Origin of the sequence: Sphingobium sp. SYK-6, assembly GCF_000283515.1 — a bacterium.
GTDB lineage: Bacteria > Pseudomonadota > Alphaproteobacteria > Sphingomonadales > Sphingomonadaceae > Sphingobium > Sphingobium lignivorans.
Map to the genome: position 1 here is coordinate 2,024,783 of NC_015976.1, position 15,640 is coordinate 2,040,422.

The 15,640-nt window shown below is 58.7% G+C and carries 15 protein-coding genes; 6 read left to right on the forward strand and 9 right to left on the reverse strand.

Going from position 1 to position 15,640, the window contains the following annotated elements; translation table 11 throughout:
• Window positions 1-115: 115 nt before the first annotated feature.
• On the reverse strand, window positions 116-1,408 hold the full coding sequence (locus tag SLG_RS09085) for an acyl-CoA dehydrogenase family protein (protein ID WP_197535684.1): 1,293 nt from the start codon (window positions 1,406-1,408) through the stop codon (window positions 116-118).
• Window positions 1,409-1,661: 253 nt separating this feature from the next.
• On the opposite strand from SLG_RS09085, the gene tnpA reads away from it, so the two are divergent.
• The 3 genes from tnpA (at window position 1,662) to tnpC (ending at window position 3,989) form a co-directional block, all read left to right on the forward strand.
• A complete protein-coding gene (tnpA, locus tag SLG_RS09090) occupies window positions 1,662-2,045 on the forward strand; it encodes an IS66-like element accessory protein TnpA (RefSeq protein ID WP_041391853.1) in 384 nt (127 codons plus the stop codon).
• On the forward strand, window positions 2,042-2,389 hold the full coding sequence (tnpB, locus tag SLG_RS09095) for an IS66 family insertion sequence element accessory protein TnpB (RefSeq protein WP_014072621.1): 348 nt from the start codon (window positions 2,042-2,044) through the stop codon (window positions 2,387-2,389). The genes tnpA and tnpB overlap by 4 nt, the downstream gene beginning before the upstream one ends.
• 61 nt (window positions 2,390-2,450) lie before the next feature.
• Window positions 2,451-3,989 carry an IS66 family transposase gene (gene tnpC, locus SLG_RS09100; protein ID WP_014072622.1) on the forward strand — a complete coding sequence of 513 codons (1,539 nt, stop codon included), beginning with the start codon at window positions 2,451-2,453 and terminating at the stop codon, window positions 3,987-3,989.
• A 342-nt stretch (window positions 3,990-4,331) separates the two neighbouring features.
• On the opposite strand, the gene SLG_RS20870 is transcribed toward tnpC, so the two are convergent.
• Genes SLG_RS20870 through SLG_RS09115 form a run of 4 tightly spaced genes read right to left on the reverse strand, consistent with a single transcriptional unit; the run spans window position 4,332 to window position 7,488 of the window.
• Window positions 4,332-4,766: a nuclear transport factor 2 family protein gene (locus SLG_RS20870; RefSeq protein ID WP_014076163.1), complete on the reverse strand. Its 435-nt coding sequence runs from the start codon at window positions 4,764-4,766 to the stop codon at window positions 4,332-4,334.
• A gap of 41 nt (window positions 4,767-4,807) precedes the next feature.
• A complete protein-coding gene (locus SLG_RS09105; RefSeq protein WP_014076164.1) occupies window positions 4,808-5,194 on the reverse strand; it encodes a VOC family protein in 387 nt (128 codons plus the stop codon).
• A gap of 45 nt (window positions 5,195-5,239) precedes the next feature.
• Complete coding sequence (locus SLG_RS09110; protein ID WP_158512748.1) at window positions 5,240-6,250, reverse strand: TonB-dependent receptor domain-containing protein; 1,011 nt, start codon at window positions 6,248-6,250, stop codon at window positions 5,240-5,242.
• Complete coding sequence (locus SLG_RS09115) at window positions 6,229-7,488, reverse strand: TonB-dependent receptor (protein WP_014076166.1); 1,260 nt, start codon at window positions 7,486-7,488, stop codon at window positions 6,229-6,231. Before SLG_RS09115 ends, SLG_RS09110 begins: the two co-directional genes overlap by 22 nt.
• Here SLG_RS09115 and SLG_RS22465 point away from each other — a divergent pair.
• Window positions 7,476-7,640, forward strand: coding sequence for a hypothetical protein (locus SLG_RS22465; protein WP_148276544.1), 165 nt, complete (start codon window positions 7,476-7,478; stop codon window positions 7,638-7,640). The genes SLG_RS09115 and SLG_RS22465 overlap by 13 nt on opposite strands.
• A 109-nt stretch (window positions 7,641-7,749) precedes the next feature.
• Here SLG_RS22465 and SLG_RS09120 read toward each other — a convergent pair whose 3' ends face one another.
• A complete protein-coding gene (locus SLG_RS09120; RefSeq protein ID WP_014076167.1) occupies window positions 7,750-8,808 on the reverse strand; it encodes an aldo/keto reductase in 1,059 nt (352 codons plus the stop codon).
• Between the two features lie 984 nt (window positions 8,809-9,792).
• Window positions 9,793-10,311, reverse strand: coding sequence for a MarR family winged helix-turn-helix transcriptional regulator (locus SLG_RS09125; protein WP_014076168.1), 519 nt, complete (start codon window positions 10,309-10,311; stop codon window positions 9,793-9,795).
• A 532-nt stretch (window positions 10,312-10,843) separates the two neighbouring features.
• Between SLG_RS09125 and SLG_RS09130 the strand changes: the two genes are divergently transcribed.
• Window positions 10,844-11,509 carry an FABP family protein gene (locus SLG_RS09130; RefSeq protein WP_014076169.1) on the forward strand — a complete coding sequence of 222 codons (666 nt, stop codon included), beginning with the start codon at window positions 10,844-10,846 and terminating at the stop codon, window positions 11,507-11,509.
• Between the two features lie 313 nt (window positions 11,510-11,822).
• On the opposite strand, the gene SLG_RS09135 is transcribed toward SLG_RS09130, so the two are convergent.
• Window positions 11,823-12,131 (reverse strand): formate dehydrogenase subunit delta, encoded by a 309-nt coding sequence (locus SLG_RS09135; protein ID WP_070098720.1) that lies wholly within the window; start codon window positions 12,129-12,131, stop codon window positions 11,823-11,825.
• Here SLG_RS09135 and SLG_RS22155 point away from each other — a divergent pair.
• Window positions 12,029-12,499 (forward strand): MFS transporter, encoded by a 471-nt coding sequence (locus SLG_RS22155; protein WP_231848815.1) that lies wholly within the window; start codon window positions 12,029-12,031, stop codon window positions 12,497-12,499. The genes SLG_RS09135 and SLG_RS22155 overlap by 103 nt on opposite strands.
• Window positions 12,500-12,879: 380 nt before the next feature.
• Here SLG_RS22155 and SLG_RS09140 read toward each other — a convergent pair whose 3' ends face one another.
• Window positions 12,880-15,147, reverse strand: a complete 2,268-nt coding sequence (locus SLG_RS09140) for a TonB-dependent receptor (protein WP_051003725.1) — start codon at window positions 15,145-15,147, stop codon at window positions 12,880-12,882.
• Window positions 15,148-15,640 lie beyond the last annotated feature (493 nt).

Here is a 15,640-nt window from a genome sequence, read left to right on the forward strand (position 1 = left end):
TCAGCCAAGTCACTAAATTTCCATCCATCGTCCCCGGCGAAATAGTCTATCGGGCTTAGGCCCGGGGCCGTGCATCGCGCCCCTCCCGGCGTCACGGCTCTTGAAAGCGGCATTTTTACATTGGCGGCTTTTTCGAGGGAATAATATAGGGCTGCGCCGGCAGGCCGAGACGGGCAAGGCCGTAATCGACCATGGCCTTATTTTCCGTGAAACCGATATGCTGTGCGGCCGAGTTGATATCGCGCCAGAAGCGCTGGAAGGACGAATTTTCGTAGATGACGGAGCCACCGGAAAGCGCATAGAGATCATTGATGGCCTTACGGCATGCCTGGATGGCCCAGCACCAGTTTCGAGGAAGCTCTTTCCTCTCGAGTTCGCCGAACTCCTCTGGACTGGTCACCCGATCGATTTTGGCTGCATCCGAGATAACGACGGAGATCGCGGCATCGACGATCACCGAGGCTCGCGAGAGTTCCGTGAGCATTGCGTCCCGGCCGGCCGGGGGCGAAACATTGTTTTCGAGCGAGGCCTGCAAGCTGTCGGCAAAGGATTTCACGGCTCCGCGCGCCATTCCCAGCGGCGCCCCGGCGATGGAAAAGGGCGTCACAGTCCCGAACGGAAGTCGGTAGATCGGCTTGTTGTGGAAGATCGCGCCCGGAGCGAGACCTCCCACCATATCTGTCACCAAGACACTTCTGTGTTCGGGTATGAAGGCATCCGCAACCTTTATCGACCGGCTGCCGGTGCCCCGCATTCCAACGGTGAACCAGTCATCCACGATCTCGATGTCAGACCGGGGCAGAAGGAAGAAGCGCTGTTCGACCTGGCCATCCTTCCGGGTCACGGGAGCGCTGGCAATGATCCAATCCGCGAAATCGACACCACTGCAGAAACGGCCGGAACCGCCTTTAAGGATAAACCCTCCCTCCGCTACGCTCACATCGGCCGACAAGCGGAAAAGGGTCGCCATCAGTGCGCCGGGCAGGGCTGCCACCTCTTCCTGGGCTTTAGCCGGGAAGAGGTTCAACATCCAACTGTGGCCCGCCAGAACGCCGAAGACCCAACCCGTCGAACCACAGGCTTCGGCAATTTCAATCGTGACGCGGACAAGCGCCTCTACGCCGACCTCGGATCCACCGAACTTGCGCGAGCCGACCAATCCGAAAAGGCCGCCGCGCTTGAGATCGGCGATAGACACGTCGGATATCTTCCGCTCCGCCTCCACGTCCGCACATCGTGCCGCTATGTCGGCTTTCAGTTCCCTCGCGCCTTCTACGGCCTCCTCAAGCGACCTCAGGATCCGAGGGCCTTGAACGGGGCTCGCTTCCGGCAAACCTATGTCCGACGCGAGTTGCATACGCAGCATTCCTTTATTGGTGAACCTTGTTGATCGGAGCTTTCCTGCCATTATTATGTTGGTATGTCAACCAAACGGGACGGATGCCTCGCTCCCCGTCGTCGAACCAGTGCGGATTGGGATACTCGGCGATGGCCCGCGGTCGAGTCCATCAAATGCATGGCGGAAGGACGCTGTGTAACCGTGGGCTGCAGGCCGCCTTGCACGGCGCGGGATTGAGGCGCTGATAGCCGCTCCTTTTGATGGGGTGGCCTGGATGGACGGTAGCGAGGCGGAGCGAGCAAGTAGTCATATGAGTGGTCATATGACTACTCGGATTGAGGTCGTGGGCCGGGTGTCCGGCCGCCGTCGCTGGACGGTGGAGCAGAAGCTGGCGATCCTGCGGGATGCGTTTGGGCCGGAGGGTTCGGTCCGCGCAGCGTGCGACCGGCATGAGGTTGGCAGCGGCTCGATCTACACGTGGCGCCGACAGGCGATGTCGGGAGAACTGACCGGCGTCCGGCCACCGGCCTTGCCGGCATTCTCCGAGGTTGAGGTTGCGGATCCGGTCGTCCGCGATGTTGCACCGTCGGTGCCATCGCGTTGCGGGCAGATCGGCATCGAACTGCCGACGGGTGTCCGCCTGACCGTGGATGCGATGGTCGATGCCGACGCCCTTGCCCGGGTGATCGCCGTGCTCGGCCGATGATCCCGCTGCCACCTTCGACGCGGGTTTACCTGGCCTGCGGCGCGACAGACATGAGGAAGGGTTTTGACGGGCTGGCGGTACTGGTCCAGCAGGTGCTGGAGCAGTCTCCGCATTCCGGCGCGCTGTTTGCCTTCCGCGGCAAGCGCGGCGATCTGATCAAGCTGCTCTGGTTCGACGGCCAGGGGATGTGCCTGTTTTCCAAGCGCATGGATCGCGGCAAATTTGTCTGGCCGGTGACGAAGGCAGGCAAGGTCAGCCTTACCTCGGCCCAGCTTTCCATGCTGCTCGAAGGCATCGACTGGCGCCGTCCCGAACGCACCGCTGCGCCGCTTCTGGCAGGATAAAAAGTCCCAGATTTGCGCGGTTTTTCTGGTGCGGGATGGCCCACTTTGCTAGTGGGTCACGGTGTCGGACACAGCCACTTCCAACCTTGATAAAGATGCCCGGATCGCCGAGCTGGAAGCAGCCTTGGCAGCTCGTGACACGCTGATCGACACGCTGCGTTTCCAGCTGGCGCAGTTGCGCCGCATGACGTTCGGCCAATCGTCGGAGAAGATGTCGGCCCAGATCGAGCAGCTCGAACTGACACTCGAGGAGCTCGAAGGCGAAGCCGCTGTCGCCGATGCCCGCAAGGATGCGCCAGCAGCCAAGCCCGAACGGCCAGCGCCGGTCCGCAGCCTTCCGCTCCATCTTCCTCGTGCCGAGCAGCGGATCGAACCGGAGGCAGGCCACTGCAATTGCCCCGATTGTGGCGGCGTCCTGCGCCCGCTGGGTGAGGACAGCGACGAGATGCTCGACGTCCTGCCGGTGCAGTGGCGCGTGATCCGCACCATCCGCCCCAAGTACAGCTGCCGGTCCTGCGAGAAGATCGTGCAGGCGCCGGCCCCGGCGAAGGCCATTGCCCGCGGCAAGGCGAGCTTCGCCACGCTCGCCCATGTGGTCGTGTCCAAGTTCGACCATCATCTCCCGCTCTACCGGCAGGCCGAGATGATGGCAGCGCAGGGCCTCGACATCGACCGCTCGACGCTGGCCGGGTGGGCAGGACAAGCCGCACATCTGCTCGACCCGGTCGTCTCCCGGATCCGCGAGGAAGGCCTGAAGGCCGGCAAGATCCACAGCGACGATACGCCCGTGCCGATGCTGATCCCCGGCAAGGGCAAGACCGCGCAGGGCCGGTTGTGGACCTATGTCGTCGATGACCGGGCCTGCGGATCAACCGCTCCGGCGCTGGTGTGGTACAAGTTCACGCCCGACCGTAGCGGCATTCATCCGCAGACCGAGCTGAAGAGCTTCACCGGCCTCCTCCAGGCCGATGGCTATGCCGGGTACGAGAAGCTCTATGCCGGCAATCGTATCCAGGAGGTGGCCTGCTGGGCCCACTTCCGGCGCAAGATATTCGACAACCACCAGACCAGCCCGACGCCGTTGACTACCGACCTGCTCGGGCGGATCGCCGCGCTCTACCGGATTGAGGACGAGGTTCGCGGCCAACCACCGGATATGCGCCGGCAACGGCGGCAGGAGAAAACCAGGCCGCTGGTCGATGAGCTGCGCGCGGCCATCGACGATGCCTCGCGCCGCCTGTCGCCCAAGTCCGCGATGGCCAAGGCGCTCGCCTATGGTCGCAAGCGCTGGATTGCGCTCACACGCTTCCTCGATGACGGCCTGGCCGAGATCGACAACAACATTGCGGAACGCGCGATGCGCGGCGTCGCAATCGGCCGGAAAAACTGGCTCTTCGCAGGATCGAAGGCTGGCGGTGAGCGCGCCGCCGCCATTTATTCGGTCGTCGAAACGGCAAAGCTCAACGGCATCGAGCCGCAGGCCTACATCGCCGATGTCATCGCAAAGATTGCGGGTGGTTGGCCAGCCTCGCGCTGGGATGAACTCATGCCGTGGAATTGGGTTGCCACCGAGCAACCGCTGATTGCTGAGGCAGCATAACCTGCGGCCTTCAGGCCACGCTTACGACGCTGTGGCCCCAATCGGGACAAGAAGTTCACGCCGAAACTGTATCCTCAGCGCGTTATTACGGCTCCCGTTACCGGGGCTGGCCTGCCTATCGCCGAGCGGCACAGTTGATTGTAATTGACGAGATTAAAAGGGTGCTGGCGCAATCGTCTGCGTGGAGCAGGAAACGCGGGAAGACGGCCTTCGATATCGCCAGACACGAACGTGCGAGGTAGGCACGCCACGCTTGCCTATTCGCGCGCCCGTCCTTCGCACCTGGGTATCCCGGCTGCTTGCGTGCCTCGAAATTGTAGCATCGCCTTGAAGGCCCTCCGGTCAGGCCCAGGGCAATCGAGGTGCCGGCCAACTTTGGATATCACGATAGGCGAAGCGCCAACCATCAGACGTTCGCACGCATTCGCTATTGTAATAGCCCATGTTTCGCACTCGATAATCGTCCGTTTCTGCTAAACGTTCAAGTACGGACCAGTAGCTATACACGCGGCATCGCTCACTATTGCCAGTCATCACGAAATTTGTGTTGTGGTGCTGCCAAGCATTTGTGCCTCGTGCTTTGAAAAAACCTTTGATGCATTCTTCGATCGCCTGATGTCCCTCCGCCCGGAGCGAGCCATAGCCTTCAAGGACCCCATCCGAGGTAAAGGTCGCCGCATATATTTCGGCTTCGCCGCAATCATAGGCCCAGCTGTAGCGGGAGAAGAGATCAAGGACCGCGAAACGATCGCTAGCCAAAATATCGGAATCAGTCATTGTCTGTCTCCAGTCAATAAATACCGAACAAAATCATTGTATCATTTTTGTGTGGGACCACATTTGAACAGTATCTCGACCATTTGTCCGTCAAGATCCTCGATAACGGCCCCATAATAATTTGGCCCATATTGCGGATACCGTGCTGGCGTCAGCGCGGTCTTTCCACCTGCTTTGAGCGCGGTGCTGTGGAAGGCATCCACGGCTTCCTGACTTTCGGCCTGAAAGGCATAATGTCCACCAATCGTAACCGTAAGGAAGGACTCTTGTTGGGGCGACTGTATCCAGAATTCCGCATGATCCCCGCCATAGCCGACCGCTCCTGGGAGATCGATGATCCTCTCCATTCCCAAGGTGGCGAGGACCTCATCATAGAAGTTAGCGGAGCGTGCGACGTCCGTGACACAAATGGCAGTGTGATAAAGCATGTCAGTCCCTCGATAATGTCCTGTGGGCCGCGCATTCCCGAATGATCAGAAGCTGAACCTGATGCGGCCACCGAAAGTTCTCGGCGCGCGGATTGTCGCCAGCACATAGCCTGGAAGAGCAGGTGTTTGGCTGCCGCCGGTATAGACCGCTTTGTCCTCCAGATTCTTGACAAAGCCGGTAATCGCAACACCTCGGCCGGCAGAGGTCCAGCTTAATGTGAGATCGGTGGTGTGATAGAAGTCGGTCTTCTCATAAGCGGTGAAATCGTTGTTGAGATAATAGCTGGACGAGAATTGTGTCGTGACGTCAAGTTCCAGCTTGCTGCCATCGTTGAGGGTCGCGCTATGCTGCCAACCCACCCTTCCCGACCATTTTGGTGCTCTGACAAGGGGGAACCCGCTGCAATCAATCGTCCGCCTGGGGAAGGGCACACCCGGCTCGACGGGCCCGATAGCGCATTCCGTCAGCGGTGCCGAGGGGCCAAGCTGGGCGGTAGTGTACTGGAATTCATCATAGCGTGTGTGGTTGTAGGACAGATCAGCAGAGACGGTGTCATTTTTCGTGACAAGCGCCACAATCGAGAAGTCTGCCCCGTAAAGAGTCGCCTTGCCAGCATTATCGGTTCTTGCGCCGATACCTCCGCTGTTGGTGATCGACAGATAGCTCTGTTGTTTATCCTTATAGTCCCAATAAAAGCCTTCGACGTTCAGCTGAAGCCGGTTGTCGAAGAAGCGGTTCTTGATACCGGCCTGATAGGCAGTCAGATGCTCTGGCTTATACTCGTTGGGCCGGATGTCCGCAAAAAAACCGCCGGCTTTGAAGCCTGTGCTGATATTGGCGTAGAGCATCGATGCCGGTGCAATATCGAATTCGAATCCGGCCCTGAAATTGACGGCCTTGTCTGTTCGCTTTCCCCCAATGTCCAGCACCGTTCCGGGCGGATTTGAGACCGGGAAGCGATCCCACGGAAAGTTGATGCGGCCGTTGACACCTTCTACCGACTTTTGCTCCCATGTGTAGCGAACCCCACCGATCAGGCGGAAACGTCGTTCAATCGCGCGTTCATTTCACCGAACACAGCCCAGGTCTTATCGGTGAGCTTGGGGCGAAAAGTGGCCGAGATGAACGTCACTTGGTTGCTTTGCACCTGATCTTGAACCCGTTCATCTGATGCGAGGGCGCCAATCACCCACTTTACCCGCGATTCTTCACGCGAACTCAGCCGGATCTCGATGGATTTCTGCCTGCTCGCGGTGTCGGTGTAGATGGGAATGACGGGCACGCTATAGCTCAGATTGCGCAGCCTGGAATGGATGAGGGACGGCAGGATCGTCAGAGTCGCCCACGGGAAGTCGTGCTCAATCCGTCCGGTAACGGTATAGGTGCGGATATATTGATATCCGTCCTGCTTTGGCTGGTTCGCATTGCCGGGGCTGACAGCCGCAATAACGGCGAGAGTGTCGGGATCGGTCGGACCGGCCCAAGGATTGGAGCTGATACGAGGCACCAGAACAGCCGCGTCGCCTCTGGCGTCGTTATAGACATAGGATGCGGAGAGCAGGGCGGAGGTGTCAGGCCCCGGGCGCCACAACAATTGCGTGCGTGTCGCCACGCTCTTGTCGTCGTTATAGCCATCGGAGAGATAGCCGTCGCGGTCCACGCGCTGGCCGGCGAACCGGATCGCGAGCGTGTCGCTGACGGGTCCGGTAATGGCGGCTGTCAGGCGCTTGCTGTCATAATTGCCATATTCGAGTTCGATATAGCCGCTGCTGTCGAACTTGGGCTTGGCTGTTATGAGATTGATCACGCCAGCCGATGCGTTGCGTCCGTAAAGTGTCCCTTGCGGCCCCTTGAGGACCTCGACGCGCTCAAGATCGAAAAACTGGCCGCTTAACGCGAAGGTTTTGGGGTAGTAGAAATCATCCACGTTCAACGCGACAGCGGGATCGTTGGCGGCGGTGAACGTCTGATCGCCCACGCCGCGGATGAATGCCTGCACCTGCGGGCCAAGCTGAGCGACCTCAAGGCCAGGCACAAGCGTCGAAAGCGAGGTTGCGTCGACGACGCCCTTACGCGTTAACGCCTCCGCGTCGATCGCTGTCACGTCTCGGGATTCCCGCTGAATATTGGTGGAGCGACGAGACGCCGTAACCACGATATCCTGGATGACGGAGCCGGTCAGGTCGGGAGGCGGCGGGTCTGTCTCCTGGGCAGCGGCTGGCACGCTTGTCGCTGCCAGCGCCGCAACGATCGCGATCCGCACGCTGCCCGCGCACGTCCATGCACCCACCATGCACTTCCTCCCCATGTCATTGTTATCGGCCGAGCTGCAAACGTGCGCTTCGTCACTTTTTGCGGATCGCGTGCGCGCGGGCATTGCTCGACACACTGCCTATCACATTTAGTTGGTATGTCAACTATGCGTTTGCGGCCGGGGCGTCGTGAATGTGCGGCAATACAGATGGCAACTCGTGCAGGGGCCGGCGCCTGCGTGAGCAGCCGCCGGAGATGAGCCATGGACACAATCGATTCGCTGCGGCTTGCAGCCGTGAACTCAGGCAATCGTCTGACTGGGCTTGATCAAATCGCTCCAGTATCCGCCCGTCTGAACGCTTTGCATTGTATCGCGCGTAAGCAGCTCATGAGGGAAACCAAGAGGCTGGGCACTGGCCGCATCGAGCATCTCGACATGTGCCTCATCGAGAACCAGCGGTAGTGCTCCAAGATTGTCATCGAGCTGCTCAAGCGTTCGAGCGCCGATGATAGGCATAGCGGTTGAGCCGGTATAAGCGGCTGTCTTGGCCCGGACCCAGGCAATCGCGACCTGGGCAGGTGACGCGCCCGCGCCGCGGCCAACAGCTTCGATCGCTTCGATGATGCGGGATTCCTGCTCGCCTGACATGCCGCGCACCGCTCCCCCGCCCCGCTCGCGGCGCCCTGCTTCACCGCGACGGTATTTTCCCGTCAATATGCCGCCGCCTAGCGCTGCCCAGATCACGACCGCCAGGCCCAGACCATCCGCCATTGGAAAGAACTCCCGCTCGGCGCTGCGCTCGGCGAGACTGAACTCGACCTGGACCGCCGTTACAGGCGCCCAACCTCGCAATTCCGCGATGGTCGCCGCGCGCGCCACTCGCCAAGCCGGAAAATCGGAGAAGCCAACATAGCGCGCCTTGCCGGACCGTACGACATCGTCGAACCCGCGCATTATTTCTTCGGTCGGCGTGACAAGATCCGAAAAATGCACCCAGAAGAGATCGACATAATCCGTACCGAGCCGCTTCAGGCTTCCCTCAAGGGAATGCATCATTCCCTTGAGGCTGTTCCCTGTCTTCAAGAGGGACTTGGCGCCTGCTGCACTCGTATATTTGGTAGAAATCGCAAAGGCGTCGCGGTCGGACCGGATAAATTCTCCAAGCAAGGATTCCGACTCGCCGTTCTGATAGCCGTCCGCACAATCGAAGAAATTCCCGCCGGCCTCCACGAAGCGATCGAAAAGAACTCGGCTGGCCTCGCGGTCCGCGCCCCACCCCCAGCGCGTCCCAAAAGTCGCGGTACCCAGCGCAATTTCGGAAACTCGTAAGCCTGTCCTGCCAAATAACTTGTATTTCATGGATTAGTCCTCCGAGACATCATCAAAACGAGACACCGCGGAAATCTGACCAGTGAACAAGCCGACCGTAGGGGCCGCCGGTTCATACGTCCGACCACGGTCAGGTGAATCAGTTCACAAATGTCCGCAGCCATCGCCATATCGAACATTAAGCAACGTGCCGCAGGCGGCCGGCCGTCCGCGTGCGATCGTTTCTAAGCCCAGGAGATGCCGCCGGGCCTTGTCGATGTATCGGGTCCTTCCACGATGGAGCCGAAAGGTCCACAGGCCTCCAGATAGTCGACGATGACAATGCCGCGTCCGATCCTGCACAAAGCGCAAGGCATCTGCCGCCGGTAACTGGCGTACCGATGCTGCGCTGCACGCCGCAGCACGATCGCCGAACCATCCGACGAAGGCCTGACCACCTCTTTCCCAAAGACCGCGACGTCGCCGCTCGTGCAGACGCGGGCATGTCCGGAGAATGACAGGTAAATCGGTAGTTCGCCTGGCTTGTGCCAAGCTGGCCGACGGAGTCAGAGAACAGGTGCATAATCACCTGCTTCGCCGATAGGTTGGCGCGGTCGAGATCACACCAATGCCGCGCTACCGCAACTCAGTCCCCAGCGCATGCGGATTTCTATTGGTGAGATCGATGATGCAGGCGCGGGTGCGGGTATTTCGTGATCCTGTGGGTCGCAGAAACCGAAGATCATGATTTCGCTTCCTTTCCCGCCGTCGGCCGAGCGATACACGGCATCCAAAGCGGACAACGATCACGTGTTTTCGCTATCGCCCGACCGCTTCGACCCTACCAACATTAGTTGGCTTGTCAACATACGTCCGCACGGAGCCTGGTGATGATCGAGCGTTTTGCTCCGTTCCCGAAGTGAACTACAGCGCTTTTGCGCTACCGAACTTGCCGACGGGCGGCACATCTTCGGAAGAATCCGCAACCGACGGCCTAATAGACATGTGCATTGAACGGCGGCACATTGATCCTATTCAGTTTTCTCCCCAAACCAAGGAAGAGTCATAGGCATCCACGACAGAAAGATTGGAAACGAGGCGTCGCAGCAATGCCAAAAGGAAGGCTTCTTCGTCTGTGGAGATGCCCTGCGTGAGCAATCTCGTCCTTTCGAGGGCGATTTTGAGGATCTGGTCGTGGAGGATTCTGCCTTGTTCGGTCAGGTAAAGCTTGCGGGCCCGCTGCAGAGGCTTCTCATCGATATAGATAAGATCCCGTGCCTGCAAGGTTTTGATGCTCCTGCTCGCAGATGCCTTATCCAGATCGAGGGCCTCACAAATATAGGAGGCCATAATACCGCCTTCTATAGCAAGAATGGACAGAATGCGCCATTCCATGATGCCCACGCCGAACAGCTTGAGATAGGTCTTTGAAGCCCCTCTTGTCATGCCATTAGCGAGCCGTACCAAAAACCAAGGGATGTATTCGTCTCGATCTAGAAGGTCGTTCTTACCACCGTCTTCTGGGTTGTTTTCTCTTTCTTTAGGCTTCGCCATACCTTCACGCTCCAGCTTCGTCGCGGATTTGTACCATTTTCCTTGTTATAGCAACTAAAGCACTCGCGGGTCCGCCGCAATGTGAAGTCGGGCGCCGCTGACGGAACGGCCGGGCCACAGCCTATCCGTCAACCGCCACCGGTTCGTTCCATCGGTCGAAAGAAGCCGAGTAGCTCTTTAACCGTGGCGATGGATCTTAAGCGATCATCATGATCCTACTGCATCGCCCCGATCACTGTGCCTTTCAGCTCGCAATTGCGGAGCCCGGGCGCATGACGCGCAGAGTTGGTATCTGCCGTCCGCGCCATGCGGGGGAGAAGGCTATTTGCGACTTCGTCATAATTGCGCGGGCTCAAGAGAGGGCTTAGGGCCACCCTTTCACATGATCTGGCTAGGTAGGAGCGTGTGGGAAGAGGGTATCCCTGGAGGACATTCCCGATTGCGCTGGCTATGGTCGGTTATCAATTGACGAATCGAGACGGGCCCTGAACGCCCCCGCAACGAAGGCGTCCAGTTCAAGGGGAAGGAACTTATGGACATACCAGACGACATTTTCACGGAACCTGACGCGGCCTCCGACACCCTCGCCAATCTGGGACCGCTGCGCCGCTTAGCAGGGATCTGGGAAGGGCATCGCGGTGTCGATCTCAACCCGAAGGCCGATGGTCCCGAGCAGCGGGACTATTACGAGCGCATCGACATGCAGCCGATCGACGCACAAACCAACGGGCCGCAGCTTTTCTACGGCCTGCGCTACCATGTCCACATCAACACAACAGAGGAGCAGATCGCCTTCCACGATCAGGTGGGCTATTGGCTTTGGGAACCAGCCACCGGCCTCATCCTCCAGACCCTGGCGATCCCGCGCGGTCAGATCGCCATCGCCGCCGGGCAGGCCGAGCCGAACGCCACCAAGCTGACCCTCAAGGCGGAGCGCGGCCAGACCGAATATGGCATCTGCTCGACGACCTTCCTCGAACTTGCCTTCCGCACGGACTCCTACCAGATCGAGGTCGATTTCAACGCCGACGGCTCGTGGAGCTATGTGTCCGAGACGAGCCTGCTGGTGCGCGGCCGCGATGCGCCCTTCCTGCATCGCGACACCAATACCTTGACCAAGATCGCCGAGCCGGACCTGAATCCCTGGGCGCGGATCATGCGCAACGCGCAGAAGCCTGCCGCCAGCGGAACCGTCTGATTCACCAAGCGCCGCAAGCGTTGGCGTTCGCTTGTCATTCCGCGCTTCGATCCTCGCATGGCTTCGGCTCGGCTGCGACGATTATCCGCTCCGATGAGACGTCGGCAAAGAGACAGGCTGCTTTTTGAATATTCGCGATCCCGGCTCGGCCCGAGGAACTCTTGAATGGGGCAGGAACCAGCGTGCCTGCCTCGCCTGCCATCATCCGAACAAGGATCGCGAAACAACCTTGGAAATTTCCGTTGATTGTCGGCGCCGTACGCAGCCGCCGAACGCTGACTCCCGCTACCGAGCTTCCACTGCTAAAATCCGATCATCCCGCGTCGGCGTGCCCGGTTCCGTCCACGCCATTGAATTCGGTTGCCCTTGTCTGGTGAGGTGGAGCGCCGCGGTCGCGCAACTGGTATAGCGCAGAGGCGGCCACGGGTGTGAGCATTCCGTCTTCCCCATCGAGCAGATCAAATCCCTGCTGCCGCATACGTGGATCCCAGTAGGTGGCGATATGGTCGGCGGTCGCGCTTGCGGCAGCGTCCTCGCCTATCGCTGAGAAGTTGCGCGCGATCTGGTTCAATCGGACGCACGGGGACGCTGCTCGCCGGACTTGGGACGGTTCTTCTTGCATTTCTCGGGTTCAGAGGATTCGATCCGGATTGGAATCTCATTCTCGCCTTTGCGCCTCTCTTTGCTGCGGGATTGATGCTTTCGGGCTGCCTCACGACATTGTTCGCTTACACGACAGATCTCTATCCGGCCGAGATTCGCACAACAGGGCTGGGAATTGGAGAAACAGCCGGACGCCTCGGCGCCGTCGGTGGATCCTATGTGGGAGCTCATGTCATTTCAGCGACGGGGTCGGCAGGCTTCTTCGCCTTGCTGGCAGCAATGGCGCTTCTCTTATTCATCGCATACGCATCTGCGGAGTATATGCGAGCGAGCCTGCTGCCGTCCAAACAGACCCAGAGCACCGTCAAGCTTCTTGGCAAAAGCTAACCCCGACAAGAAGGCAAGCTGTTGCCGCTAGCAATCTAAGCGCTGTTCATGCTCAATCTATTCATCGGTCCGATCCTCGCTCTTGTTTGAGCGGGATAACCAAATGTCTGTGGCAATGATCCAGCAAGTTCCACTGGACGGTTCATTCTGACCTTCGGGGTTCCCGCTTCGAACCAAGCCCTGCGACCTTCAGCGGAGGCATCCAAAACTTTTCTCACCGAGAGCGATGCACCCGTCCGTGATCAGTTGCAGAACCGTGGGTGATCACACCCATGGTCAGGCCTTCTTTCTGAGCGGAAAAGAAGGGGCGTACCTTTCGATACGCCCCCGGGCGGCCCCTTTTCCGCCATATTGGTTAGAGCACAGCTCCAAATTCAGAATCAGAAATTTCGGCGTATCGAAAAGAAGACCTGCCTCTTTCGTGCGACCGCGTGCTGCAGATCGCCATTGAATGCCGTCGCGTCGAAAGCCGACGTATAATAGGTCTTGTTCCCCAGATTCGTGACATTCAGCGACGCTGTCCAGGTCTTGTCTTGCGACTTCCATGCAATGGCAGCATTGAACAAGGTGAACGCCTTGATAAGCGACGTCTCGGCGTTGTTCGCCTCCGAATACATGCGTCCCTGATGGGTCATGTCGATACGCGGTGTAAGGATAGAGCCATCGCCCAACTCAATGCCATAGCTGATGCCGGCGTTCGCATTGAATTTCGCGGTATAAGGCGTGATAAAGGGCGAAGCGCCCGGCACCGGACCGCCGATCAGGCCGGTCAATGACGTATATTTGAAGTCCAGCAGGCCGCCGCCGGCAGTGAGGATCAAGCGATCAACTGGTTCCCAATTGATTTCAGCCTCAAGTCCCTTGATCGTGGCATCGCCAGCGTTTCTCGGCACGATACCGAAGGGCGCCGGCGGATTTGCCGGATCGTTGCCACAACAGGCCTGCGAGTCAACGAGGATGATATCCTTATACTTGCTGTAGAAGGCCGCCATGTTCAGCCGGAGCGTTCGATCGAAGAGATCGCTTTTGAACCCGACTTCATAGGAATCGAGAAACTCCGGATTGAAGCTTACGATCTGGGTCGGATTAATCGGTCGCGGATTAGTGCCGCCGCCCTTGTAGCCGGTGGACCATTGGGCGTAGACCATGAGATCGCGGCTGAAGCGATAGTCGACGCCAAGTCGGTAATCGACATGATCGCCCTTAAACTCGGCTGATAGGCCGTTATTCGGGGCGGGAATGTCGGTCCAGGCCCTAAACTGACGGAATTGATAGGTCTTTTCGTCCTTCGTGTAGCGGATGCCGCCAACGAAGTTCAACGAATCCGTCGCATGCACGACCAGATGGCCGAATACGGATTTGCTGGAGTTGTCAACCCTATCATTATTGTTGACATTGTTGAGGGGGAATGCGGGTGCATTCAGGATGTCCAACACGCCTGCAGCACTCGACGCGATGCGGTTAGCGAGGTTATTATAAGAGTCAAAATAGTAACCGCCGACGGTCCAGTCCGCCAGGGAGCCCACCGTTCCGGACAATCTGAGTTCCTGCGAAAACTGATGGTACCGCATATGGTTGTAATTCAACCTGTTGCTGAACGGATTGCCACCTTCCTGATCGTTCGAATAGTCAGCCCTCATGTTACGATAGGCCGTAATGGACTGAATACTGAGATTGTCGGTCAGTTTCCCATCGATGTTCAGTGCGATCCCGTCGCTATCGACGGCGCTGACGTTCGGATAGATTTCGCCCGTCTCGAAATCCTTGAAATTCGAATAGTTCTTGAAAGGGCCTGGCGAGATGAAGCGGGGGTCCTTGGAGCGCACCTGCTGTAGACCAGTCACTTGCGAGCTGTCCCGCACCATGTCCGTCCGCAGCGTCACATCCCAACCATCGGCAGGCACCCATCGCAGTGCCGCCGCTATGCCCGACACGTTCTTCCCGCCGAGAGTGCCCGTCTTGCATCCCTTGTTCTTGACGGTGACGGGACCTGGCGGCACGTTGCTCCCGGGGTTCGCACAGGCATAGTCGATCAGGTCGACATAGCCGTCCTGCTGCTGATGCATGGCCGACACGCGGAGAAACAGTTGATCCTTGATGAGAGAGGCATCGAATGCGCCGCGGACGAGAATCTTGTTGTCGGTGCCGTAACCGGCTTCCAGATAACCCTCATTGCTTCCCAGCGGCTTTTTCGTATAAATTTTCACCGAGCCACCAATGGAATTCTTGCCCGAAAGCGTTCCTTGGGGGCCACGAAGCACTTCTACCCGCTCGATATCAAAGAGATCGACGAACGAACCGTTGACTGTGCCATGGTAGACGTCGTCGAAATAGACGCCCACGCCTGGTTCGAAGGCCGGGTTGCTGTCGAACTGGCCGATGCCTCGGATATAGATCGCGGCCGCCGGGCCATGAACTGCGCTCGATGTACTGATATTGACGTTCGGCGCAATCTTGCCGACATTGTCGATGCTGGTAATTCCCCGTGCGTCAAGCGTATCCCCGCTTACCGCCGTGATGGCCAATGGGGTGTCCTGCAAATTCTGCGCGCGAAATTGCGCTGTCACGATGATATCGTCGGTGCCTACATTGTCCGCCTGCGGCGTTTCCTGCGCAAGTGCGGCGCCGGCGCAACCGAGCGCGATCACACTTGTAGCAACACACAAAATCGACCTTAAAGCCATCCTGCCCCTCCCCTGAATCCCAAATTCACATAACCCGCCGCGCTCCCAGGTTCATTAGCCCAGGATGCCTCGACTCAATCTCGGTACCATATGTATGCTATCTCGTCTACGTCGATGTTATACATTTTAGATATACGTATTTCCGGCTTGCGCGGAGTTACGTCACCCCACGGTCTCGCTGAAGACGAAATGGACGCTGATATTCAGGCAAGCGCCGCGGAAAATGGTGACGCGGGCACAACACTCCCTTTCCCGGCGAGCTGGATGATAGTATCCGGCGTTGATGGTCTTGATCCATCGGCAGTCCCACAGAAGGGATGCCAAATTGGTCAGGGCCCGATCAATGTCGACACACCTCCGGCGCGCACGCTATCTGCCGGTATGGAAGGCACCCGACTCACGCGCGTGATCCTCCCAACACCACGGCAAGAATAGCGCCGTGACCGAATTGCAATAT